We start from the raw sequence: 22,511 nt of genomic DNA, 5'->3' as shown, positions 1-22,511 counted from the left end.
TTAATTTTTAACTGGAACAAGCTGCCAAGTTTGGCCACTCAATTCCAACGTAAAATCGGCGCACGCTAATTCGCTATCATCTAAAGCTTCAATCACACGATAGCCTTCAGACCTTAACTCATTAACTTTTTGCCATAGTTCAGCAGAAGAACAAACTGGTGCCAATACGGTGCTGGCTTGTTCGACAGAAACGTCTACCAAACCTACTAGCGCTTTTACATCCGTACTAAATCCTGTTGCTGGTCGAGAACGACCAAACACTTGTCCGATATTGTTGTAGCGACCGCCTCGTGCAATGGCATTGCCATGGGCAGGTAAATAGGCCGCAAAAACAAGCCCAGTGTGATAGCTATAAGAAACCAAATCACTCAGGTCAAAGTGCAAGCCAACATCTGGAAAACGTTTAGTTACCGCTTCACTTACTTGTGACAGCAAGGCCAAGGCTTGAGCAATGGAATCACTCACACCCGCAAACAATGTTTCAGCGCGTTGCAAGACTTCTGTGCCGCCACATAAACGTGGCAAGGTGACTAGCCATTCTTTTTGCTTAGCAACAAGATCAAGGGATTCAACATAACGATCAAGCTCAGGTAAATCTTTGGCTTTATAAAGCTCAATCAATTTACTTTGCTGTTCTTCTTCAAGCTGACAAGCGGATAAAATGCCGCTCACTATGTCTACATGGCCTAAATCTAAAACTAGGTTTTTCAAACCCGCTACGGATAGTGTCTGTAACATTAAGGACAACACCTCAATATCACTTTCCACACCACCATGTCCGTAAATTTCAGCCCCTAGCTGAATTGGACAACGACTGCCATCTAGGCCCGTCGGCATGGTTCTTAATACGCTACCGCAATAACTTAAACGTTGAACACCCTCATCTTTAAGGCAATGGGCATCAATACGCGCAACTTGAGATGTAAAATCTGCACGTATTCCCATAAGGCGACCAGACAACTGATCAATTACTTTAAAGGTTTCAATTTCTAGATCTGATCCCGCGCCTGTTAGCAGCGAGTCTAAGTATTCTAGGAGAGGAGGAATTACAAGTTGGTAGCCCCAACTTTCATGGAGGTTCAGCAGGGTTCTTCTTAGGTGCTCGATCTTCGCGGCCTGTAATGGCAACGCTTCATCTACACCTTCGGGAAGCAGCCAACGATCTGCTAATGTCATTAAATCTATCCTCTTAACTTCGAGTCAACATAAGGAGCAATAAACCAAGACACATACTAACCAGCCCGAGGATGCGCAAATTCGTCGTAGAACTTGCCACGGCACTTAGCATAATTTTTCTCCAAAATTCTGGAGCCAAAAAAGGCAAAATACCCTCAGCGATCAATAAAAGGCTGACACCAACCAACAGCGCCTGCAACAAATCTTGCATAAACTCTCTTTGTTTTGACCATTAAAAAACCGGGCCTAGCCCGGTTTGCGTAATAATAGCATGTTTCCTATTTTAACAAATAGGCCTCAACAAGGATTATTACTTGAATAATTCACCTATTGAGCTGCGCCATTCAAATACTTGAAGAATTCGTTATCAGGCTTCAGCACGAACAAGTCGTTATTACCTTCAAAGCTTGCACGGTAAGCCTGTAGACTACGGTAAAACTCGTAGAATTCTGGGTCTTGTGTGTAAACATTTGAGTAAATAGCTGCAGCTTGCGCATCACCGTCACCACGGATCATTTCCGCATCACGTTGAGCTTCCGCTTCTAATACAACTTGCTGACGGTCAGCATCGGCACGGATACCTTCGGCCAATTCCAGACCTTTCGATCTGTGCTCACGCGCCTCACGCTCACGTTCCGTACGCATACGCTGGTAAACAGATTCACTAACATCAGGTGGTAGATCGATACGCTTGACTCGAATATCAACAATGGTGATACCCAGTTCCGCTTTCGCCACTTCGTTTAGATCGTCACGTAGCTCTGTCATTAGCGTATCACGCTCACCTGACACAACTTCGTGCATGCTACGCTCACCAAACTGGTTACGTAGGCCCGTATCAACACGAGAAGACAAGACACGATTGGCAACGATTTCGTCACCTGAAGTCGCTTGATAGAACTTATCTACAGAGTCAATTTTCCATTTCACGTAAGAATCAACGATAACCGCTTTTTTCTCTTGTGTTAGGTAACGCTGTGGACGAGAGTCCATGGTCAAAATTCGCGCATCGAATTTCTTCACTTCGTTCATGACAGGCAGTTTGAAGTGGATACCAGGTTGCACATCCGCTTCAACGATCTCACCAAACTTAAGCACAACGGCACGTTCAGTTTCTTTCACCACATACAAAGTTTGTGACGCGACCAATACACCCACTAAAAGAGCAAATAAAACCGCAAAAGATAAACCTTTCATTAGTTTCTCCCCTCTCGTCTAACCGTAGATGTTTGACGCTTACGCAATTCACTAATTACCTGATCTGTTAACGCATTGATGTTTGCAGAATCTAGGGTATTAGACGACAAAGCGCTGTTTGCTGCGTTTTGCTTCATCAATTGATCCAACGGCAAGTACATCATGTTATTTCCACCTTCTGTATCCACGACCACTTTACTAGCGCTCTTGTATACAGACTCCATCGTTTCTATGTAAAGACGACGACGAGTGACCTCAGGGGCTTTCGCATACTCACGGTATAAGCGATCAAAACGATCCGCTTGACCACTGGCACGCGCCACGATCTCAGAACGATAAGCTTCCGCTTCTTCACGAATACGTTGAGCACGACCACGAGCTTCAGGAATAATGCCGTTAGCGTAAGATTCAGCTTCGTTACGAACTCGCAACTCATCCTCTTTCGCCTTGATTACGTCATCAAACGCTTCTTGTACTTGAGTCGGTGCTTGAGTGTTTTCAACGTTGACCTTAGAGATCAATAAACCCGTTCCATAAGCACTGCTGTAGTCTTGAATACGCGCTTTCACTTCTTCAGCCAATAGCTCACGACCTTCCGTTAGGATTTGGTCCATTTCCGAGCTACCCACCACATGACGCAAGGCACTTTCCGTAACCTGAGCCAAAGACTCTTCTGGTTCACGAACATTGATCAAGAAATCTTTAGGATTCTCAACAGAGTATTGAACCGAAACACCCACTTCAACAATGGCATCGTCTAGGGTCAACATAAGCGCTTTGTGATCATGGGAACGAACTTTGGTGACGTTTACCTTGCTCACGGTGTCTATCATCGGAGGATTCCAGTGCAGACCCGGCATCACAGTTGAGTGATATTTACCAAGACGCAACACAACACCACGCTCTTGTTGGTCAACCTGATACACACCTGTTGCAGCCCAAAGAGCGATCAGTGCAATTAACAGGATGGCAATTAGACCACTACCCATTTTTCCAGAAAAACCTGAATCACCGCCTGAACCGCCGCTTTTACGGGTTTTCTTAACACCCAGCATGTCCATTAACTTTTTAAAGGCTTCATCTAAATCTGGTGGTCCTTGTTCTTTACCACCAGGTTTACGCCCCCACGGGTCACTGTTATTGGAATCTTTTTCACGACCGTCATCCGGACGCTGAGCACCCGTATCACGTTTTTTGTCAGGATTCCAAGGGTCGTTGTCGTTATTACCCGGTTCATTCCAGGCCATACTACATCTCCACTTTATTTTAATGATAAATCTGTGAGTAAATATTTAAGCCGCTTCAATCTGACTTTCCGACATACCAGCGCGCGCCAAAATTTGTAAATAATCTTTTTTCGGCAACCTTACCTCTAGCACAGAACGCCCTGCATCATCGAAGGATTCAGAACGCACAGCGCCTTGCTCAAACAACATGGCTCGCAAGCGACCACACTCGGTTGGCAAGTATAGAGTTTCATTGATCACATCTTGCCCCAAAAGTTCAGCTATGGCCTGTTGAAGTAAATCAATTCCTACTCCATCACGGGCAGAAAGCCAAACTCTATAGGGCACACCGTCTGCATCACGATCAATTCTTGCTTCGCCAGTTGGCAAAGCATCAATTTTATTAAACACTTTTAAGACTGGCACATCTTCCGCGCCAATCTCTTCTAGCACAGACTCCACATGACTGATGTTTTCATCACGGGAAATATCTGCCGCATCTACCACATGTAACAATAAGTCCGCCTCAGAAGACTCTTTAAGAGTCGCCTGGAAGGCCTTGATTAGACGGTGAGGCAATTGGCGAATAAAACCTACTGTATCCGCTAGCACGATAGTACCAATTTGCTCAATATCCAAACGTCTAAGGGTTGGATCCAAGGTAGCGAACAACTGATCCGCTGCATACACATCCGCACCCGTGGCACGATTGAACAAGGTCGATTTCCCCGCATTGGTATAACCAACTAAAGACACTGTTGGCATATCTGAGCGCGAACGGGAACGTCGGCTTTGATCACGCTGGGTATTCACCTTGTCTAGACGACGCTGGATCGATTTAATTCGCTCACGCAATAAACGGCGGTCAGTCTCAAGCTGGGTTTCACCCGGCCCACGCATACCAATACCACCTTTCTGGCGCTCCAAGTGTGTCCAGCCTCGGATCAATCGTGTCGACATATGCTGCAACTGAGCCAATTCGACCTGCAATTTACCCTCATGGGTACGTGCACGTTGTGCAAAGATATCTAGGATCAAACCGGTACGGTCAAGTACACGACATTGCAGGAAGCTTTCTAGGTTACGCTCTTGGGAAGGAGATAAGGCATGGTCAAAGAGAACAACTTGTGCTTCTTCTCGATCTACAATTTCTTTAATTTCATCGAGCTTACCCGTACCAACAAAGTAACGAGAATCAGCTCGCTGGCGAGACCCTGTAATAACAGCAACAGGATCAGCACCAGCTGAGATGGCGAGCTCTACAAATTCTTCTGGTCCATAATTAACACTTTGATCATTGAAGTTTATATGGACCAGTACAGCAACTTCACCACTTTCAGGGCGTTCAAAAAACAATATTAAATTCCTCTGTTTGCCCTTTCAAAGCCAAACTATTCTGCGGCATCTTCTGGCAAATCAGTTGGTATACGGATAGTGCGAGAAGGCACAACCGTTGAAATGGCATGTTTATAAACCATTTGACTCACTGTGTTTTTCAACAAAATCACGAACTGGTCAAACGACTCGATTTGCCCTTGTAACTTGATGCCATTCACTAGGAAGATAGAAACAGGAACTCTTTCCTTGCGTAGCACGTTTAGATAAGGGTCTTGTAATGATTGCCCTTTTGACATTGGTATCTCCTTAATTGAGTGTAAATAATTTTTTATAAATCGTGGTAAAACAATACCGTAGATGATACACCAAGTTTTGTTCCATTTCCCCTTATATAATTCTGCTTTCTATATAATTCAAGGCCTCTGGTACAAGATCTTGTGACAAACTATCAAATATTCTCAAATCTTCCCAACCTCGCAGCCAGGTCAACTGACGTTTAGCTAGCTGACGGGTGGCGACAACACCTTTAAAAATAGCATCTTCTAAGGGATCTTTACCGTCTAAATACTGCCATAACTGCCGATAGCCCACACAACGCATTGAGGGCATCTCCCCATTAAGGTCGCCTCGTTGATAAAGCCCTTCCACTTCCGCTAAAAAGCCTTGCTCCATCATTTCGTTAAAACGCTGTTCAATTCGCTGATGCAAAACACTGCGTTCCTTTGGCATGACGGCCAAGTTGACCATATAAAAAGGCAAAGAAACTTCGCCCTGCTCTGCCCACCACTGGGTCATGGTTTTGCCTGTTAAGCGATAAACCTCTAACGCGCGTTGTAACCTTTGCGGGTCATTAGGGTGGATTCGTTCAGCCGCTTGCGGGTCAATTTTTTGCAATTGCCCATGCAACCAAGGCCAACCATGCTGAGCAGCTTCATCTTCGATTTGCGCTCGAATAGTTTGGTCGGCATTGGGCATTTGCGCCAAGCCTTTTTGCAGCGCATTAAAATACATCATGGTGCCGCCCACCAATAAAGGCGTTTTGCCTTGAGCTTGAATCTGCGCAACATGCTCTAAAGTGTCCGTGACGAAATCCGCTGCCGAATAAGCTTCTAAAGGGTCAATGATATCAATAAGTCGGTGTGGTGCTCTGGCCAAAAGCGCTGCATCTGGCTTTGCCGTACCTATGTCCATACCTTTATACACCAACGCTGAATCAACACTGATAATTTCAAAGTTATGATTTTCCGCCAGCTCAACGGCCAAGCCTGTTTTTCCTGACGCCGTTGGCCCCATCAAACAAACTACTTTTGGCTTGGTCATCTTAACGCCCTCGCAAGAATAATTTATCTAAGTCCGACATGGTCATTTGCGTCCAAGTTGGTCGACCATGATTACACTGGCCGCTGCGCTCGGTTACTTCCATGTCTCGCAGCAAACTGTTCATTTCAGTGATCGTCAATTTACGGTTAGCACGCACAGCCCCATGACAGGCCATGGTAGCCATTAACTCATTGGCTCTGGCTTCCATAATATCCGAAATACCATTGGTTGCCAGATCGCTAATCACATCCCGCACCAAACTCTCGGTATCACTGCGGATCAGTATGATAGGCACCTCACGCACCATGACACTTTCTAGCCCAGTTCTTTCGACCTTAAATCCGAAAGACGCGAAGACCTCGCTATTCTCCTCCACCAAGTCTGCTTCACTTTGGGAGACAGAAACATTAATCGGCACCAGTAGGGGTTGCGAGGCAATGTTTTTCTGATAAAAGGCTGTTTTCATGCGCTCATAAACAATGCGTTCATGGGCTGCATGCATATCCACTAGAATAAGCCCCTGCTCGCTTTCACTTAATATATAAACGCCGTGTAATTGCGCAATCGCAAACCCTAAAGGAGGAACCGTTTGATAGCCTTCTCCTTCGCTCACCTGCTGAAGTAGGTTTGGCGAGGCAACATTGAGCGAGCGGGTGATGATCTCCCCTGTTTCAGGGTTTATTTCTTCCTGTTGCTGGCTAAACTGTTCAGCGTAATTTGAAAGAGACTGCATCCCTTCCAATTGCCCACGTACCTGCTGACTAGAAACATTGTCACCACGATAAGATTCCGCCCGATTAGACATCCAAGATGAGTCCGTTGGACGTTGAGCCGACAGTGGCAAAGGAGATTGTTGAGTTATGGCTTCTTGCTCAGGCATTGCCGTTTCATGCAGACCCGTGGGAGCAGCTTCTGCATCCGGGCGTACATCTGCGATAGCCTTGTGTATTTTGCTAAACAAGAAATCATGCACTAAGCGACCATCTCGAAAGCGTACTTCATGCTTGGTCGGGTGAACGTTCACATCCACCGTCGCTGGATCTAACTCTAGGTAAAGCACAAAAGTTGGGTGTCGACCGTTATATAAAACATCACGGTAGGCTTGGCGAACCGCGTGAGCCACCAGCTTATCTTTCACGACACGACCGTTTACGAAGAAGTACTGTAAGTCCGCCTGAGATCGTGAAAAAGTAGGCAGACCTATCCACCCCCACAGACGTAAACCTGCAGCTTCGACATCGAGAGTAAGGGAGTTTTCAATAAACTTCTTACCCAACAGGGTGGCTAATCTATGCTCTGCATGCAATTGATCCGTGACGGGACGAAGATCATAAACCTGCTTACTATTGTGACTTAAACGAAAACCCACATCATAACGACTTAGTGCTAGTCGCTTTACTACTTCTTCTAGGTGGGTGAACTCAGTTTTTTCGGTTCGAAGAAACTTACGGCGGGCCGGAGTATTAAAAAATAAATCCCGCACATCAATCGTAGTACCCTGCGGGTGAGAAGCAGGCCGAATGGAGGTCGCCATATCTTTGCCTTCTGCTTCCGCTCGCCACGCCTCTTGCTCCCCTTGCGCCTGAGACGTAAGGTGCATGCGCGAAACCGAACTGATACTGGCCAAAGCCTCACCACGAAAGCCTAGGGTGCAAACCGCCTCAAGGTCATCCAGAGTTATGATTTTACTGGTCGCATGACGGCTCAACGCCAACGGCAAATCGTCTTTAACTATGCCTTTGCCGTTATCGCGTATTTTGATACGCCTTACGCCGCCTTGCTCGACATCCACGTCTAGTTGAGTGGCACCAGCATCTAAGCTATTTTCCAGTAATTCTTTGACCACAGAAGCGGGTCTTTCAACCACCTCGCCGGCGGCAATTTGGTTGGCCAAGCGCGGTGATAATAAGTTAATTCGTTGCATCAATAACCTTTTGAATAAGTACTATTGCCGCCACCAAGGGACAAGGCCTTAGCTGGCAGGAATAGTTAATTTCTGTCCGATCCAGATCGCATCATTTTTGAGAGAGTTAACCTGACGCAACTTGGCAACAGTGACCTGATTACGACGAGCAATTTCTGACAAGGTATCCCCTTTGCTGACCACATATACATAGTCTTCTTGCTCATTTTTCTTCCAAGCGATCAGGGTACCGTCAGGAGGGTTCTGGTTGTAATAATCCACCACACCATCGGCGATGGATCGTGCCAGCTTCACGCGATAAGTGCGGCTGGATAGATTCTTCGCTTCTGTGGCATTTGAAACAAAGCCAGTTTCGATCAAGATGGAAGGTATATCTGGAGATTTAAGCACCACGAAACCCGCCTGTTGCACGGTATTTTTGTGCAGGTGAGCAACCCCCTTCATTTCACCCAAAACACTTTTACCAATGTTCAAGCTCATCTGGATGGTTGAGTTCATGGACATATCCAATAGCACTTCTGCGAGCAGCTGGTCTTTATCGTCAAGGGAAATCCCGCCCACTAGATCAGCAGAGCTTTCTTGTTGGGCTAACCAACGCCCCATCTCGGAACTTTTACCACTAAGGGACAGCGCCCACACGGAAGCACCACGAGCACTCGATTTCGTAAAGGCATCCGCATGAATGGAAATCATTAAATCTGCATTGGCAGAACGGGCCACCAGAGAACGTTCCCGTAATTTAAGATATTTGTCCGTAGAGCGGGTCATAACGGCTTTAAAACCATCAATGGCATTAATCCTATTGGCTAACTCTTTACCAATCGACAGGACAATATCTTTTTCCCGAACGTTGAATTTACCCAAGGCGCCCGGATCTTTGCCCCCATGGCCTGGGTCAACCGCAATCACTATGTCGCGTTTTTTACCGGCGAGAGAATCTAAGCTTTTCACCACGGTAGCGCTCTTTTGAACACCGTACTCAAGTTCGATTAATATGCGTGGGCCATAGGTACCATTAGCAGCAAGTTCTGTGCTTTTTGCTCTAACAGATTGTTTGAGGTCGAGTACGAAACGGGTGCCGTTATCCCGTTTTGCAGAGCGCACACGTATCAGCACATCAGAGCTTAGCCCTTCAAGCTTAGCCCCAATGTCTTGTTTTAAGTCAGCGCCTGTGATGTCCAGTACCACTCGGTCTGGATTGGATAAAGGAAATAAACGATGATTTGATGCTTGAGAAAGCTCAAAGACCAAGCGTGTCACACCTTCTTGTTGTGCGACACGAACATCTTGCACTTCGACAGCGTTAGCCGTCATTGACACACTGGTCAGGAAAAGTGCGAGTGTAAAATACAAATATGAGTAAATTTTAGTATGCATATCAGACAGCTAGCTAGTATATCTGTCACACTATAACTGCTGATCAAACTGATCTCAATGCTACTTCTCGTAAAGTCTTAGTTAGATCATACGGTCAAAGTTTGCGACCAACTTGCTATGGCCTGACGACCACGCTCACTGTTGGCCATGATCACAACTTTACGGCCATTACGAATCAAGTCCAAATGTATGACAATATCTTCCTGAGGTAGAATACCCGTGCCCATTTCCGCCCACTCAATCAAACATAAACTCTTGTCATGGAAGTAGTCTCGAACCCCCATATATTCCAATTCTTCAGGGTCGCCCACTCGATACAAGTCAAAGTGAAAAATTTCCAAGCCTTTCCCGTCATAGGGCTCAACCAAGGTATAAGTAGGACTCTTCACTGGCCCCATGTAATCCAAACCACGCAAAATGCCGCGCACTAGGGTCGTTTTCCCCATCCCCAAATTACCCTCAAGGTGCACGACGCCACCTTGCTCTAGCGCTGGGGCCAACAGAGCGCCCAATTGCTCCATCGCCTCTTCACCGTATATATCTTTTTCTATGACCATTTAGCGGTTTCCTATCTAACACTTTATCTAGCTAAAAATTTATTCAATTCTATTACAACCACCGAACGAAACAAGTTATGCTCGAAGTTATAAAGCAAGCAGTTAGCGAATTATTTTTCTTTACGGGCAGATCACACACATGGATTGGTATTTAATATTTTTAATCGCCGTCGCCGTACTCATTACAGGCATTTCGAAAGGTGGCTTTTCTGGGGCATTTGGCATTGCCGCTGTACCTTTAATTTCCTTACAAGTCTCCCCGACTATGGCCGCCGCCATCATGTTGCCTATTTTGTGTGTTATGGACATTTTTGCTGTGCAGAAGTTCTGGCGAAAATGGCACCCCGAACAATTGATGAAATGCGTGCCCGCCGCCATTATTGGCATCATTATCGGGTCACTCAGCGCCTCATGGTTTTCTGCTGATTGGATGCGCATTATGGTTGGCCTAATCGCTGTTGGTTTTACCATCAATGCTTGGCCTGGCAAAAAAGGCGCTCAGCAACGCCCTCCCCTTAAGCCTATTTTTGGCAAATTCTGGTGTGCCCTAGCAGGCTTCACTAGTTTTATTGCCCATGCTGGCGGACCGCCAATGAGTGTTTATCTATTACGCGCGAATTTAGATAAAACTCAGTATGTGGCGACCGCTGCTATGTCGTTCGCCGTCATCAACTATGTAAAGCTAATCCCATATGGACTACTGGGGCAGCTAAACATGAGCAATATTCTACTCTCTTTGGGTTTTATTCCGTTGGCCTATATAGGAGTACAAATAGGCGCTTGGCTTCATTATCGCCTGTCCAGCGAGCTATTTTTCAAAGTGGTGTATTGCTTCTTATTTATGACCGGACTTAAGCTCATCTGGGATGGGGTCAGCGCCCTGCTATAAAAAAGCTCGATAACAGCTAAGCTATCGAGCTTTCATAAACCAACAAGTAATCGGTTAACTCACACCAAACCGTTAACCCATGCCAAACATGGTTTTGCGGTAATGCTGAAGCTCGCCGATAGATTCCATAATATCATCCAGCGCTAAGTGCGAACCCTGTTTCACAAAGCCATCAAGCGCTTCTGGCTTCCAACGCTTAGCAAGCTCTTTAATAGTGCTCACATCAATGTAGCGATAGTGAAAGAATGCCTCTAACGCTGGCATGTATTGGTACAAGAAACGACGATCCTGGCCCACACTGTTACCACAAATCGGTGAAGCGCCTGCAGACACATACTGCTTTAAAAATTCAATGGTCTCGCTTTCGGCTTGAGCCATTGAAATCTTTGAGTCTAATACTCTTTGAGTTAACCCAGAATCACCATGGTGCTGGGTACACCATTCATCCATGCCATCCATGACGACTTTAGATTGATGTATGGCTAAATTCGGACCTTTTGCCAAAACATTCAAATGCTTGTCCGTGACCACAGTCGCAATTTCAATAATTGTGTTCTGATCTGGGTCTAAACCGGTCATTTCTAGATCAATCCAAACTAAATTTTCATCACTAAAGCTCATAAAACCGCCAAATCCTTTATTATCGTTGCCAAGCATTATACTCTATGCGCCTAACTATATGACTAGCCGAATCGAATGTCGAAAAGAAAACTCACAAAACAGCAAACTTGGCGTATTGAACGCATTCAAAAAGAACGCGTTGAACGTACCCAAAAAAGGGCCAACCGAGCAGAAGAAGTACTTCAGTCTTCCGATCTTGGCCCAGAAACGGAAGGCATCATTCTTTCCCATTTCGGCACTCAAGTAGAAGTTGAAGGCACCCAAGAACCTTATATGGGGGTTGCCACACGCTGTAATCTAAGAGCCAACCTTGGCCAGCTAGTCACCGGTGATAAAGTTGTTTGGCGTCCAAAACAGAATGAAGGCGGTATTGTGGTTGCCACCACACCGCGCCACACCATTCTGTCTCGCCCCGATATGCATGGCCGACTTAAGCCTGTTGCCGCCAACATCGACCACATAGTGGTGGTCATTGCTGCGGAACCTGTCGCCCATGCCAATTTGATTGACCGTTACCTTGTTGCGGCAGAAACCGTGGGCATCCCCCCTGTCATCCTGCTTAATAAAAGTGACCTAATCGATGACAGCAACAAAGAACAATTAGACGAACTCCTCAAGACCTACCAAGACTTGGGCTATCACATCATCCGTACCTCCATTAAAAATCAGGCAGGCATGGAATCTCTTTATGGTTTTTTGGAGAACAAAACCAGTGTATTGGTGGGGCAATCTGGGGTCGGGAAATCTTCCCTCATTGGCACCTTGCTACCTGATATTGAAATCAGCGTTGGCGAACTGTCTCAAAAGCGTAAAAAAGGTACTCACACCACCACGACAGCAAGACTATTTCATATGCCTAAAGGGGGTGACTTAATTGACTCTCCTGGGATTCGTGAATTTGGCCTATGGCACATTTCTGAAGACGAGCTATTGTCTGGGTTCATCGAGTTTCGCGAACACATTGGCTATTGTCGTTTTCGAGATTGTGCCCATGAAAAAGAACCGGGTTGTGCCATTTTAGAAGCCTTGGAGAAGGGACAGATAACGCCCCATAGATTCGAGAGCTATTTGCGCATCAAACAGTCCATCCGTGATAACGATGCCTTTTAAAACACCGTATCTGGGGTAAGTTCAAGATCTTTGACTTGCTGCTGCTCTTCAGTGGTTGGGCCAAAGTTACGAACATTCTGCCTTAACATGGCTTGGTAAGCCTCATCCGTTAGCAAGGTGATGCTTACTCGTCGATTTTCAGCGGCCTCAAGATCCACAGGGTTATAGGGCACAGTGTCTGCCAAGCCCATCACTTGAGCAATTTTGGATCTCAGCACGCCACCCTCTTCCAAAATGCGTCGCGTGGCGTTCGCCCTAAGGGCAGACAAATCCCAATTATCCAATCTATTCGGATTACTAAAACTGGTTGAGTCCGTATGACCAGCAATGGCGATTGGATTGCCTGCCTGAGCCAAAATAGGCGACATAGTCAGCAGTATATTCACAATATCGGGCAACATCTCAGCACTACCGGAGTCAAACATAGGCTGATCTGGAGAATCCACCAAGGTGATTCTGACCCCTTGAGGCGTCAAATCAATCCGCAAGTTATTCTCTTTCGACACCAGCAAATTTATGCTCTTCATCTGCTCTTCTATCATGCCACTCATGGCCTGTAGGGACTGAGCATCACTGCCCATTAGGCGCTCTTTCACTTGGTTATCTGCACTGCCAGGGTCTGGTAACTGTAGGTCTAATTTTTCTTCTGTGCTCATGGCAGGGCTACCTCCTAGATCAATAGGATTTGCACTAAAGCCCGCGTTCGCCACGCCAAGGGGGTCATTAAAATAACCTTGAATTGATTTAAGTTGCTGTGGCGTTGACACCTGCATCACCCACAACACTAGAAAGAAGGCCATCATAGCTAAAGCGAAATCGGCTAACGCTATCTTCCAGGAGCCCCCGTGATGACCTCCCTTTTTAACCTTCTTAACCCTGCGGATAACGAGATTTTGTGATCCTATCGGCATAGTGTCACCCTTCTATTCGCTTTCTGCTGCAGCGCTTTGCACGCGATATTGTTTCAGGTCTACCGACAAGTCGATAAAACTAGGACGCATTTCTGGAGGCAATAATTTACGGCCTGTCTCGACGGCAATAGGAGGTGAGTAACCAGAAACTACAGAACTTAAGCAGGCTTTAACACAAAGGTAGGCTTTTAGCTCATGTGTACCTAAGGAGTCCATGTGTGAAGACACTGGCCCCACAAAACCATAAGCAAAAAAGATCCCCAGAAAAGTGCCCACTAGCGCTGCGGCGATATGAGTACCAATTTCTTCTAACGGACCACCGATAGAGCCCATGGTAATGATGATACCCAAAACAGCGGCGACGATACCAAATCCCGGTAGACCTTCCGCCACCCGATGAAGCGCATGACTTGGCTCCATCAGCTCTTCAGCAATCTGCTCGACCTCATTATCCATGATGGCTTCAATCTCGTATGCTGGCAGGCCCGTTAAGGTAAAAATACGATAGTTATCTGTTAAAAAATTCACTACTTCATGATCTTTCAACACTTTCGGAAAACGATTGAACAATTCACTTTGCTGGGGCGACTCTATGTCATCTTCAATCGCCAAAAAGCCTTCCAGACGACTCTTTTGCAACAAGCAATACATCAAACCTAGCAACTGCAGGTAGAAATCCTTGTTGTGATGACTGCCCTTAATGACTTGAGGCAATAAGCGCAACGTCTTTTTTTGCACCGTCAAGGGGTTAGCCACCATGAAAGCCCCTAATGCTGCGCCACAGATAATCAGTACTTCGAAGGGTTGCCATAGGGTTAATAAGTTACCATGAGAGGCTAAATAGCCAACGATGACACTTGCCACTACAACTAACAGACCGACGATCGCCAACATATTTTTTTCCTTATCACCAACAAAGTATGCTCAACCAACAATATACAGTATTATCAGTAAACTTAAGAAGCTCAGAGCGCTTTCGTTTTATCAGACAGATACATAACTAGGCTTTAATGTACTCAGCTATGAAAGACAAGTCACCCTTTGGCCTTAATGAATGGCTAATTTTTCTTAAAAATCAAAAATTTCCAGTTAGGGCAAGTAGTCTTCGCAACCTAAGACGCCTGTACATGGAAGAAGACTACAATGTCGACAATATCCAACAGATCATTGCTCAAGAACCTTTTTTAGCTCTAGCCATCATAAACGAAGCCAATCGTATGGTGTCCAATTCCGACAATGACATCAAAACCCCTTCACATGCTGCCTCTATGGTGGGGGCAAACAGAACCGCTTCTCTACTCTCGGCACTGATTGCCATGGATAAAACACCCAGTCGAGCGGCACTGTTAAAAGAGTTTCAAACCAGCTACGAAGCCGCCGCCATTGCCAAACACTGGATTGGCGCAAAATTTAACAACCAGCAAGAAGACTTCTTCTGGATCACCTTCTTTAAAGATGCCGCTCGTTGGTTAATGCGCTTTTATGCGTTAGACCGTATGCAGGCCTTGGATGAACAATTGTCCTATGGCTTGTCCCTCGCACAAGCGGAAAACAAAATTTTAGGCTGCCGTTTAGACGAATTAAGCGCTCACCTTTACCGTCACTGGAATACACCTAAATCCATCATTCAGTGCTTTTTAGCCCAGAACATTCCGAGCCATAAAGAGCAACAAGCCTTAGCGCATCTTGCCAACCATGGTGATGAATTACCCAATCACACTGACGATAGACGCTTGATTCAGCTCACTAACAGTCCATTTACCCTATCGTTTTGCGCCAGCAGAATCGCGGCTGAAGCCACATTGGTCGATTGGGACTCTAGAAATTTACCCTTTTACTATCGTGTCCTCGCCAGTTGTATGCATTGGCAACTGGGCAAGGCGATCCACAGTACACACCTTGCCAGCACGGAAGCCGCCAAACTGTATGATTTAGGCGCCAAGATCCCCCTTGCCCAGCGGTTACTGAACCCTCATTTGTATACAGCAAAAAACGCCAAAACACCCAAGCGTAAGCGCAACCCTTTAGAAGCGTTTAAAGCTAGCCTGAACAAAGCACCTGCAGACAGTAAACTGCAGGCGAAGTTGGCAATACAAACAATCAAGCAACTTATCCCTAATGCTGAGCGGGCATTGGTACTTATCTCGAAAAACCAAAAAATTCAGCCTGTGCTACAGTTTGGCCACGACATTAAAGGGTTGAAAGAAATTCGCTGGAATAGTCCTTCAAGTGTGATGAAGCGCCTACAATCACAACGCTCTGCCAGCCACCTTTCAGGCGAAAAGCTACAAAAAATCCGTGCTGGACTGCCTGAAAATGCTCATCAAATATTAGATTTAAGTAGCCATGCTATACTGGCATCAGCCCCTACAAAACGTGGTGATACCCTACTGTTTTGGCTGGACACTCAACATCAGCTCAACACAAAAGACTATCAACACCTTAAACAGATCATAACGTTAATCAGCGAACACGCTGCTAACCAATAACAACAGGAAATCCAAGTGACCAAAGATCAACTTTTCGCCTTCGCACAACACATCACACCGCAAAAAGCCCTTTCACGGGTAGCAGGCAGAGTCGCGGAATGCGAAAACAGCTGGGTTAAAAACACCTTCATCAGCCAATTTGTCAAAAAGTATCAGGTCGACATGTCGCAAGCTGTGAACAGCGACCCACTCTCCTACCGTAACTTTAACGACTTTTTTACTCGCGCCATTCGCCCTGAATTGCGCCCTATTTGTGATGGCGACAACACCATCGCCTGCCCGGCAGACGGAGCGATTAGCCAATTAGGGGACATTGAACACGGCACGCTCTTTCAAGCTAAAGGCCATACCTACAGCCTTACCAGCTTATTAGGTGGCGACGCATCTTTGTCCGACCAGTTTCTTGGGGGCTCATTTGCCACCGTTTATTTATCACCAAAAGACTACCACCGAGTTCACATGCCTTTAACAGGCAAGCTAACCAAAATGATCCATGTTCCTGGTAAGCTTTTCTCGGTCAATAAAGTCACAGCGGAACAAATCCCTAATGTATTTGCTCGCAATGAGCGCACTGTTTGTCTTTTCGAAACAGAAGCAGGACCAATGGCGGTAATTTTGGTGGGCGCAATGATAGTTGCCAGCATTGAAACAGTTTGGGCAGGACAGGTTACCCCATTCAATAAGAACGTCGTGACTTGGGATTATGCGGCACTTAGCGATATAACCTTGAAAAAAGGCGAAGAAATGGGCCGCTTTAAGCTTGGCTCGACGGCTATCGTATTATTTGGCAAAGACGCCATTGCTTGGCAAGAAAGTCTTAAAGCCGAAACACCAACCCAAATGGGTATGGAGTTTGGTGTTATCAAAAAAGAGTCATAACGCCTCTAAACGATAAGGGCTTTCCAGCACAGGAGAGCCCTTACACTACTCTCTATAAAACACTGACAATATGCTCACTCACCATGTCATGTAAGGCATCTCGATAACCAGTCCGACCAGAAGGCAAATGCTCTTGAGAAGTAATGGCAACCGTTAATTCCAATTGCGGAAAGACATAAATCATCTGCCCGCCATAGCCCCAACCATAATAGCCTTGCACACCCGCAAACTCTTGCATGAACCAACCATACCCATACAAGCCTTGATGAAAGCGCGATTGAGTCCTAGGCTGCCAGCTTTCTTTAATCCAATCCTCAGCAATATAACGTTGGCCGTTTGCGGCCACACCACCACGGCGATATAACTCACCGAAGGCCAGCAAAGAAGATGGAGTCATACCCATTTGATTACCACCCATGGGAATCCCTTGTGGGTCGGTCTCCCAACTTTCAATGCGTACTCCCGAGCCTTTAAACCATTGATTTGCCAACTTATAGGTATGTTGACCGCTTTGCTTCATCACGATCGCCGATAATAAATGAGTATTACCGGTCGAGTACTGCATCACACCGCCAACGTCCGCCACGAAAGGCCGCCCTAAGGCCGCTTTCACCCAATTGTCACTGACCACCCAGCGTCCATAGTTTCTGCCAGAGGTACGCTCTAAGCCCGCTTGCATGGAGAGCAAATGCTGCAGTTGGATATCTTTAAGTTGTGGATCTGGGTTCGCGGGCAACTGATCTTTTAACACTTCAGCAACCGGCACATTAACACTCTCTATAACGCCTTTATCAATGGCCATCCCCACTATGGCAGACATCACAGACTTGGAAGCGGATTTAATATTTGCCGCTTCATTAATATTGGCGCCATTGTAAGCTTTAGACCAAATAAGCTGCCCTTGGTGCGCCACCTGAACCGTCTTAATGTTACTAAAGCCCTTGGCGGTTTCATCCATGGCAGTTAAATCCGCAGCATTGGCAGAGACAGTCCAACTCAATAGCAATATCAGTAACCCGTAACCCATTACAAAACCTCTTCTAAATACGGCACATGACTTTCATGATGGCATAAAAAAAACCTGCCGTAGCAGGTTTTTAATCAACAGAAGTCGTCTTAACGACTAAGGCATTTCGTCTTCGAACTCTTCTTTAACCGGTGGCATTAAGTCTTCTTTCGTTACTTTCAGAGCCAACAACAAGTTAGCCGCCACAAAGATAGAAGAATAAGTACCGATCACAATACCCACCAATAGGGCCATTGAGAAGTTATGAATCGCTTCACCGCCGGCAAAAAACAACACTAACAACACAAACAAGGTAGTCAATGAAGTAATCAAGGTACGACCTAGGGTTTGGTTAATGGAGTCATTAATCAGGTCGTATGGCTCCGTATCACGCATGATGCGAAAGTTCTCACGCACTCGGTCACACACAACGATGGTATCGTTCAAGGAGTAACCCACCACAGCCAACAAGGCGGCTAACACGGTTAGATCAAACTCCACTTCAAACAAGGAGAAGAAGCCTAACGTGATGATGACATCGTGAGCCAAAGCCGCTACCGAAGCGATAGAGAATTTGAACTGGAAGCGTACCGCCACATAAAGCATGACAATGGCCAAAGCCAACAGCATGCCTAGGCCACCTTGCTCACGCAGCTCTTCACCCACTTGCGCACCAACAAACTCAGAGCGCATTAGAGTAACCGCCTGCTTGCCGCCCTCTTGCAATGTGGTTAGCACCTCATCACCCAAGGTAGCTGTGTAAGAGTTTGCCAAACGCACCACGATATCCGTTGGTGAACCAAAGCTCTGCACAACCACATCGCTGTAATTGTTTTCTGCTAATACAGTACGAATTTCATCAAGGTCTGGGGCTTTTTCGTAGGCGACTTCGATCAAAGTACCGCCCGTAAAGTCCAAACCAAACTGCAAACCTTTAGTGGCCAAAGAACCAATAGAGATTAGGATCAGCAAAATAGAAAAGACGGCTACGATCTTACGCATCGCCATAAATGGAATAGTTGTCACTTTCATGGCGCTCTCCTAAATGTATAGTTTCTTGTTTTTACGACCACCGTACACAAGGTTAACTTGCGCACGAGTCACCACAATTGCGGTAAACATAGACGTAATGATGCCCAAAGACAGAGTAACCGCGAAACCTTTCACCGGCCCCGTACCGACTGCAAACAAGATAACCGCAACCAGCAAGGTCGTAATGTTGGCATCGAAGATGGTGGTAAAGGCACGGTTAAAGCCTGAGTGAATCGCCTGCTGACTTGGCAAACCATTCGCCAACTCTTCCTTGATCCTAGAGAAGATCAGGACGTTGGCATCCACCGCCATACCCATGGTCAACACAATACCAGCGATACCCGGAAGGGTAAGCGTTGCCGACAACATGGACATACAAGCCATCAATAGAACAATGTTTAGCGCCAAAGAAATGTTGGCAAACAAGCCGAACACCTTGTAGTAGATCAGCATGAACAGCATAACCACAAGCAAACCAATTTGTGCCGATGACACACCAAGTTTGATGTTTTCAGCACCAAGGCTTGGTCCGATGGTACGCTCTTCTACGAAGTAGATAGGCGCAGCCAAGGCACCAGCACGTAACAACAACGCCAACTCAGACGATTCACGAGGGCTATCAAGGCCGGTAATGCGGAAAGAGTTGCCAAGAGTAGTTTGAATGGTGGCTAGGGAAATAATGCCTTTTTCGCTGTAGCTGCGACGCACCTCTTCCATCTTGCCTTCTTCGTTTTCAACAAAACGACTGCGAGATTTGTGCTCAATAAACACCACTGCCATGTTACGGCCGACCGCAGCACGAGTAACCTTACTCATTTGCTTGCCGCCTTTGCTGTCTAGGCTGATGTTTACTTGTGGCTGACCATTTTCATCAAAAGAAGATGTGGCATCAGAAACACTGTCACCCGTGATGATAATGTCTCGATCCAAACGTGCAGTACGACCACTGCCATCGCGGAAAGTTAACGTATCAACATTGGCAGAACTGTCGTCTAGACCAGCTTCTAAATGGAACTCTAGGTTCGCTGTAGCACCGATAATACGTTTCGCTGCCGCTGTGTCTTGCACACCTGGTAGCTCAACAACAATACGATTACTGCCCTGGCGCTGCACCAAAGGCTCAGCAACACCCAGCTCGTTCACACGATTACGTAGGGTCGTTAAGTTTTGCTGCAATGCGTAGGCTTCAATTTCTGCTTTAGAGGCTTCGGTGAAGCCTGCATCTAGATAAAAACTGTTGCCTTCTTCACGGCTTGAGTAAACGTATTCTGGAAACTCATCTTTAAGACGATCTTCTGCTAGGGATAAATCTTCATCCTTCAAGAAGCGAATAGATAGGATGCCATCGTCAATCTCAACGCTACGGTAGCGAATACGATCAGAACGCAGAATCGCTTTCATCTCACTGGAAGCCACCTCTAAACGCTGTTTCAGCGCCGCTGGCGTATCTACTTCTAATAAGAAATGCACACCACCACGTAGATCAAGACCCAACTTAGCAGGCCCAGCCCCTAGGGAAGCTAACCAATCCGGCGTGGTTGGCACCAGGTTTAAAGCGGTGACGTAATTTTCACCTAAGGCAGCGGCCACAATAGGTTTCGCTGCCAATTGGTCTCCACCACTATTGAAGCGAAGAGTACCACCGGCAGAGGTTAATTCTGCCGCTTTTAATTCTATATTTGCCTCAGCCAAGGCCTGTTGCGCAGTTTGTAAGGCTTTTTCATCCACCACAGATGTGGCTTTTTGAGTGGAAAGTTGTAGGGCCGGATCATCCGGATATAAGTTTGGGAAGGCATAGAGTAGCCCCAGAGCCAATACAAGAAGAATCAGCAAATACTTCCACAAGGGGTACTTGTTCAGCATGAAAAATCCTTTACACCAAAAAAAGAAAATATCAGAAAAAGAAAAGCGCCAACGGCGCTTTTCTCAGAAAGTTAAATAGATTTTAACGTTCCTTTTGGCAACACAGCTGCCACAGAAGATTTTTGGAATTTGATTTCCATACCTTCTGAAACTTCAAGTACAACGTAGTTGTCGTCTACTTTAGTCACTTTACCTAGTACACCACCGCCAGTTACTACTTCTGTACCTTTCGCTAGAGAGGCGATCAAGTTTTTATGCTCTTTAGTACGTTTTGCCTGTGGGCGCCACATAAGGAAGTAGAAAATGACAACAAAGCCAGCCAGTAGAACTAGGTTAAAAATACCCGCATCAGCAGGGGCACCGCCTTCAGCGTAAGCAGGTGAGATCAATGCGATCATGTGTTAACTCTCCAATGGTTTATGAAACTCTTTGGGCTTACTGTTGCCAGCAAACCGCTTATTTTGTTTATTTTTCACTCAAAGGTGGCGTTTCTAGGCCACGTTTTGCATAGAACTCATCAACAAAGGCGTCAAATCTACCTTCATCGAGCGCTCGACGCAATCCCGCCATGAGTGTTTGATAATAACGTAAGTTATGTATGGTATTTAATTGCGCACCCACCATTTCTTGACACTTATCTAAATGATGTAAATAAGACCGAGAAAAGTTTTTACAAGTGTAACAGTCACATTCTTTGTCTAATGGGGCCACATCGTGACGGTATTTCGCGTTACGTAGTTTAACCACACCTTCCGAGGTAAACAAATGACCGTTACGGGCATTACGGGTTGGCATCACACAGTCAAACATATCGACACCACGACGCACGCCTTCCACGAGATCTTCCGGTTTCCCCACGCCCATTAGGTAGCGAGGTTTATCTTCCGGCATTTTCACCGTAACATGATCAAGTACCTTCATCATTTCGTCTTTTGGTTCACCTACAGACAAACCACCAATGGCATAGCCATCAAAGCCGATGTCAGTTAGGCCTTCTAAAGACTCATCACGAAGGTTCTCGTACATACTGCCTTGGATAATACCGAATAAAGCAGAAGGGCTATCACCATGCGCTTCTTTAGAACGCTTTGCCCAACGCAAGCTCATGCGCATAGAGTCCGCTGCGCGCTCTGGCGTAGCAGGATATGGCGTACATTCATCAAAGATCATCACAATGTCTGACCCTAAGTCTTTTTGGACCTGCATAGAAATCTCAGGACTTAAAAACACTTTAGAACCATTCACAGGAGAGCGGAAACTCACGCCCTCTTCGGTGATTTTGCGCATTTCACCTAATGAAAACACCTGAAAACCACCGGAATCGGTCAGGATAGGTTTTTTCCACTGAGTGAAGTCATGCAGATCACCATGAGCTTTTACCACCTCAGTGCCTGGACGCAACCATAGGTGAAAAGTGTTACCCAAAATAATGTCGGCACCAATTTCTTCAATATCTTTGGTCAGCATACCTTTCACTGAGCCGTAAGTTCCAACCGGCATAAAAGCAGGTGTTTCTACCTTACCACGAGGGAAAGTCAGCGTTGCACGGCGAGCTTTTCCTGATGTAGTGTGAAGGTCAAAATCCATAAAACATTC

General features: G+C 46.1%; 22 protein-coding genes. 4 read left to right on the top strand and 18 right to left on the bottom strand.

What is annotated here, in order from left to right:
• From ACUM5Y_RS06900 to tsaE, 10 genes are all read right to left on the bottom strand, one after another.
• A complete protein-coding gene (locus ACUM5Y_RS06900) occupies positions 1–1,176 on the bottom strand; it encodes an ATP phosphoribosyltransferase regulatory subunit (protein ID WP_445976141.1) in 1,176 nt (391 codons plus the stop codon).
• A gap of 13 nt (positions 1,177–1,189) precedes the next feature.
• The gene (locus tag ACUM5Y_RS06895; protein WP_445976140.1) at positions 1,190–1,387 is read right to left on the bottom strand and encodes a DUF2065 domain-containing protein; all 198 of its coding nucleotides are present in this window, start codon (positions 1,385–1,387) and stop codon (positions 1,190–1,192) included.
• Positions 1,388–1,503: 116 nt separating this feature from the next.
• Complete coding sequence (gene hflC / locus ACUM5Y_RS06890; RefSeq protein WP_445976139.1) at positions 1,504–2,373, bottom strand: protease modulator HflC; 870 nt, start codon at positions 2,371–2,373, stop codon at positions 1,504–1,506.
• Entirely contained in the window at positions 2,373–3,620 is a 1,248-nt protein-coding gene (hflK, locus tag ACUM5Y_RS06885) for an FtsH protease activity modulator HflK (RefSeq protein ID WP_445976138.1), read from the bottom strand. Before hflK ends, hflC begins: the two co-directional genes overlap by 1 nt.
• A gap of 45 nt (positions 3,621–3,665) precedes the next feature.
• Entirely contained in the window at positions 3,666–4,955 is a 1,290-nt protein-coding gene (gene hflX / locus ACUM5Y_RS06880; RefSeq protein WP_445976137.1) for a ribosome rescue GTPase HflX, read from the bottom strand.
• Between the two features lie 35 nt (positions 4,956–4,990).
• Entirely contained in the window at positions 4,991–5,233 is a 243-nt protein-coding gene (gene hfq / locus ACUM5Y_RS06875) for an RNA chaperone Hfq (protein WP_445976136.1), read from the bottom strand.
• 91 nt (positions 5,234–5,324) lie between these two features.
• On the bottom strand, positions 5,325–6,257 hold the full coding sequence (gene miaA / locus ACUM5Y_RS06870; RefSeq protein ID WP_445976135.1) for a tRNA (adenosine(37)-N6)-dimethylallyltransferase MiaA: 933 nt from the start codon (positions 6,255–6,257) through the stop codon (positions 5,325–5,327).
• Between the two features lies 1 nt (position 6,258).
• Entirely contained in the window at positions 6,259–8,181 is a 1,923-nt protein-coding gene (mutL, locus tag ACUM5Y_RS06865; protein ID WP_445976134.1) for a DNA mismatch repair endonuclease MutL, read from the bottom strand.
• Positions 8,182–8,229: 48 nt separating this feature from the next.
• Positions 8,230–9,558, bottom strand: coding sequence for an N-acetylmuramoyl-L-alanine amidase (locus ACUM5Y_RS06860; RefSeq protein ID WP_445976133.1), 1,329 nt, complete (start codon positions 9,556–9,558; stop codon positions 8,230–8,232).
• Positions 9,559–9,644: 86 nt separating this feature from the next.
• Entirely contained in the window at positions 9,645–10,115 is a 471-nt protein-coding gene (gene tsaE, locus ACUM5Y_RS06855; protein ID WP_445976132.1) for a tRNA (adenosine(37)-N6)-threonylcarbamoyltransferase complex ATPase subunit type 1 TsaE, read from the bottom strand.
• A 139-nt stretch (positions 10,116–10,254) separates the two neighbouring features.
• On the opposite strand from tsaE, the gene ACUM5Y_RS06850 reads away from it, so the two are divergent.
• Positions 10,255–11,004, top strand: a complete 750-nt coding sequence (locus tag ACUM5Y_RS06850) for a sulfite exporter TauE/SafE family protein (protein WP_445976131.1) — start codon at positions 10,255–10,257, stop codon at positions 11,002–11,004.
• A gap of 72 nt (positions 11,005–11,076) precedes the next feature.
• Here the strand turns inward: ACUM5Y_RS06850 and orn are convergent, their stop codons facing one another.
• Positions 11,077–11,625, bottom strand: coding sequence for an oligoribonuclease (gene orn / locus ACUM5Y_RS06845; RefSeq protein ID WP_445976130.1), 549 nt, complete (start codon positions 11,623–11,625; stop codon positions 11,077–11,079).
• A 75-nt stretch (positions 11,626–11,700) separates the two neighbouring features.
• Here orn and rsgA point away from each other — a divergent pair, with 75 nt between their 5' ends.
• Complete coding sequence (rsgA, locus tag ACUM5Y_RS06840; protein WP_445976129.1) at positions 11,701–12,735, top strand: small ribosomal subunit biogenesis GTPase RsgA; 1,035 nt, start codon at positions 11,701–11,703, stop codon at positions 12,733–12,735.
• Here the strand turns inward: rsgA and ACUM5Y_RS06835 are convergent.
• Both ACUM5Y_RS06835 and motA read right to left on the bottom strand, forming a co-directional pair.
• Positions 12,732–13,646: a flagellar motor protein MotB gene (locus tag ACUM5Y_RS06835; protein WP_445976128.1), complete on the bottom strand. Its 915-nt coding sequence runs from the start codon at positions 13,644–13,646 to the stop codon at positions 12,732–12,734. The genes rsgA and ACUM5Y_RS06835 overlap by 4 nt on opposite strands.
• Before the next feature lie 12 nt (positions 13,647–13,658).
• A complete protein-coding gene (gene motA, locus ACUM5Y_RS06830; RefSeq protein WP_445976127.1) occupies positions 13,659–14,540 on the bottom strand; it encodes a flagellar motor stator protein MotA in 882 nt (293 codons plus the stop codon).
• Positions 14,541–14,656: 116 nt separating this feature from the next.
• Between motA and ACUM5Y_RS06825 the strand changes: the two genes are divergently transcribed.
• Together ACUM5Y_RS06825 and asd are read left to right on the top strand one after the other, a co-directional pair.
• Positions 14,657–16,135 (top strand): HDOD domain-containing protein, encoded by a 1,479-nt coding sequence (locus ACUM5Y_RS06825; protein WP_445976126.1) that lies wholly within the window; start codon positions 14,657–14,659, stop codon positions 16,133–16,135.
• Positions 16,136–16,150: 15 nt separating this feature from the next.
• A complete protein-coding gene (gene asd, locus ACUM5Y_RS06820) occupies positions 16,151–17,014 on the top strand; it encodes an archaetidylserine decarboxylase (protein WP_445976125.1) in 864 nt (287 codons plus the stop codon).
• Between the two features lie 52 nt (positions 17,015–17,066).
• Here asd and ACUM5Y_RS06815 read toward each other — a convergent pair whose 3' ends face one another.
• The 5 genes from ACUM5Y_RS06815 to tgt form a co-directional block, all read right to left on the bottom strand.
• The gene (locus ACUM5Y_RS06815; protein ID WP_445976124.1) at positions 17,067–18,041 is read right to left on the bottom strand and encodes a serine hydrolase domain-containing protein; all 975 of its coding nucleotides are present in this window, start codon (positions 18,039–18,041) and stop codon (positions 17,067–17,069) included.
• 96 nt (positions 18,042–18,137) lie between these two features.
• Positions 18,138–19,052 (bottom strand): protein translocase subunit SecF, encoded by a 915-nt coding sequence (gene secF, locus ACUM5Y_RS06810; RefSeq protein ID WP_445976123.1) that lies wholly within the window; start codon positions 19,050–19,052, stop codon positions 18,138–18,140.
• A gap of 9 nt (positions 19,053–19,061) precedes the next feature.
• Positions 19,062–20,915, bottom strand: coding sequence for a protein translocase subunit SecD (secD, locus tag ACUM5Y_RS06805; RefSeq protein WP_445976122.1), 1,854 nt, complete (start codon positions 20,913–20,915; stop codon positions 19,062–19,064).
• Positions 20,916–20,986: 71 nt separating this feature from the next.
• Positions 20,987–21,313, bottom strand: coding sequence for a preprotein translocase subunit YajC (gene yajC, locus ACUM5Y_RS06800; RefSeq protein WP_445976121.1), 327 nt, complete (start codon positions 21,311–21,313; stop codon positions 20,987–20,989).
• Positions 21,314–21,380: 67 nt separating this feature from the next.
• A complete protein-coding gene (tgt, locus tag ACUM5Y_RS06795) occupies positions 21,381–22,502 on the bottom strand; it encodes a tRNA guanosine(34) transglycosylase Tgt (protein ID WP_445976301.1) in 1,122 nt (373 codons plus the stop codon).
• Positions 22,503–22,511: the final 9 nt, after the last annotated feature.

It is taken from the genome of Marinomonas dokdonensis, assembly GCF_052747885.1.
This window is presented reverse-complemented; position numbering and strand designations above follow the sequence as displayed.

What these genes read in the sequence shown, in the direction of transcription:
- hflK (WP_445976138.1), bottom strand. Translation starts at nt 3,620, where the DNA reads ATGGCCTGGAATGAACCGGGTAATAACGACAACGACCCTTGGAATCCT.
- ACUM5Y_RS06815 (WP_445976124.1), bottom strand. Translation starts at nt 18,041, where the DNA reads ATGGGTTACGGGTTACTGATATTGCTATTGAGTTGGACTGTCTCTGCC.
- secF (WP_445976123.1), bottom strand. Translation starts at nt 19,052, where the DNA reads ATGAAAGTGACAACTATTCCATTTATGGCGATGCGTAAGATCGTAGCC.
- secD (WP_445976122.1), bottom strand. Translation starts at nt 20,915, where the DNA reads ATGCTGAACAAGTACCCCTTGTGGAAGTATTTGCTGATTCTTCTTGTA.
- miaA (WP_445976135.1), bottom strand. Translation starts at nt 6,257, where the DNA reads ATGACCAAGCCAAAAGTAGTTTGTTTGATGGGGCCAACGGCGTCAGGA.
- ACUM5Y_RS06860 (WP_445976133.1), bottom strand. Translation starts at nt 9,558, where the DNA reads ATGCATACTAAAATTTACTCATATTTGTATTTTACACTCGCACTTTTC.
- motA (WP_445976127.1), bottom strand. Translation starts at nt 14,540, where the DNA reads ATGTTGGCGATCGTCGGTCTGTTAGTTGTAGTGGCAAGTGTCATCGTT.
- tgt (WP_445976301.1), bottom strand. Translation starts at nt 22,502, where the DNA reads ATGGATTTTGACCTTCACACTACATCAGGAAAAGCTCGCCGTGCAACG.
- ACUM5Y_RS06850 (WP_445976131.1), top strand. Translation starts at nt 10,255, where the DNA reads ATGGATTGGTATTTAATATTTTTAATCGCCGTCGCCGTACTCATTACA.
- ACUM5Y_RS06895 (WP_445976140.1), bottom strand. Translation starts at nt 1,387, where the DNA reads ATGCAAGATTTGTTGCAGGCGCTGTTGGTTGGTGTCAGCCTTTTATTG.
- hflC (WP_445976139.1), bottom strand. Translation starts at nt 2,373, where the DNA reads ATGAAAGGTTTATCTTTTGCGGTTTTATTTGCTCTTTTAGTGGGTGTA.
- ACUM5Y_RS06835 (WP_445976128.1), bottom strand. Translation starts at nt 13,646, where the DNA reads ATGCCGATAGGATCACAAAATCTCGTTATCCGCAGGGTTAAGAAGGTT.
- yajC (WP_445976121.1), bottom strand. Translation starts at nt 21,313, where the DNA reads ATGATCGCATTGATCTCACCTGCTTACGCTGAAGGCGGTGCCCCTGCT.
- ACUM5Y_RS06900 (WP_445976141.1), bottom strand. Translation starts at nt 1,176, where the DNA reads ATGACATTAGCAGATCGTTGGCTGCTTCCCGAAGGTGTAGATGAAGCG.
- ACUM5Y_RS06825 (WP_445976126.1), top strand. Translation starts at nt 14,657, where the DNA reads ATGTACTCAGCTATGAAAGACAAGTCACCCTTTGGCCTTAATGAATGG.
- rsgA (WP_445976129.1), top strand. Translation starts at nt 11,701, where the DNA reads ATGTCGAAAAGAAAACTCACAAAACAGCAAACTTGGCGTATTGAACGC.
- orn (WP_445976130.1), bottom strand. Translation starts at nt 11,625, where the DNA reads ATGAGCTTTAGTGATGAAAATTTAGTTTGGATTGATCTAGAAATGACC.
- mutL (WP_445976134.1), bottom strand. Translation starts at nt 8,181, where the DNA reads ATGCAACGAATTAACTTATTATCACCGCGCTTGGCCAACCAAATTGCC.
- hfq (WP_445976136.1), bottom strand. Translation starts at nt 5,233, where the DNA reads ATGTCAAAAGGGCAATCATTACAAGACCCTTATCTAAACGTGCTACGC.
- tsaE (WP_445976132.1), bottom strand. Translation starts at nt 10,115, where the DNA reads ATGGTCATAGAAAAAGATATATACGGTGAAGAGGCGATGGAGCAATTG.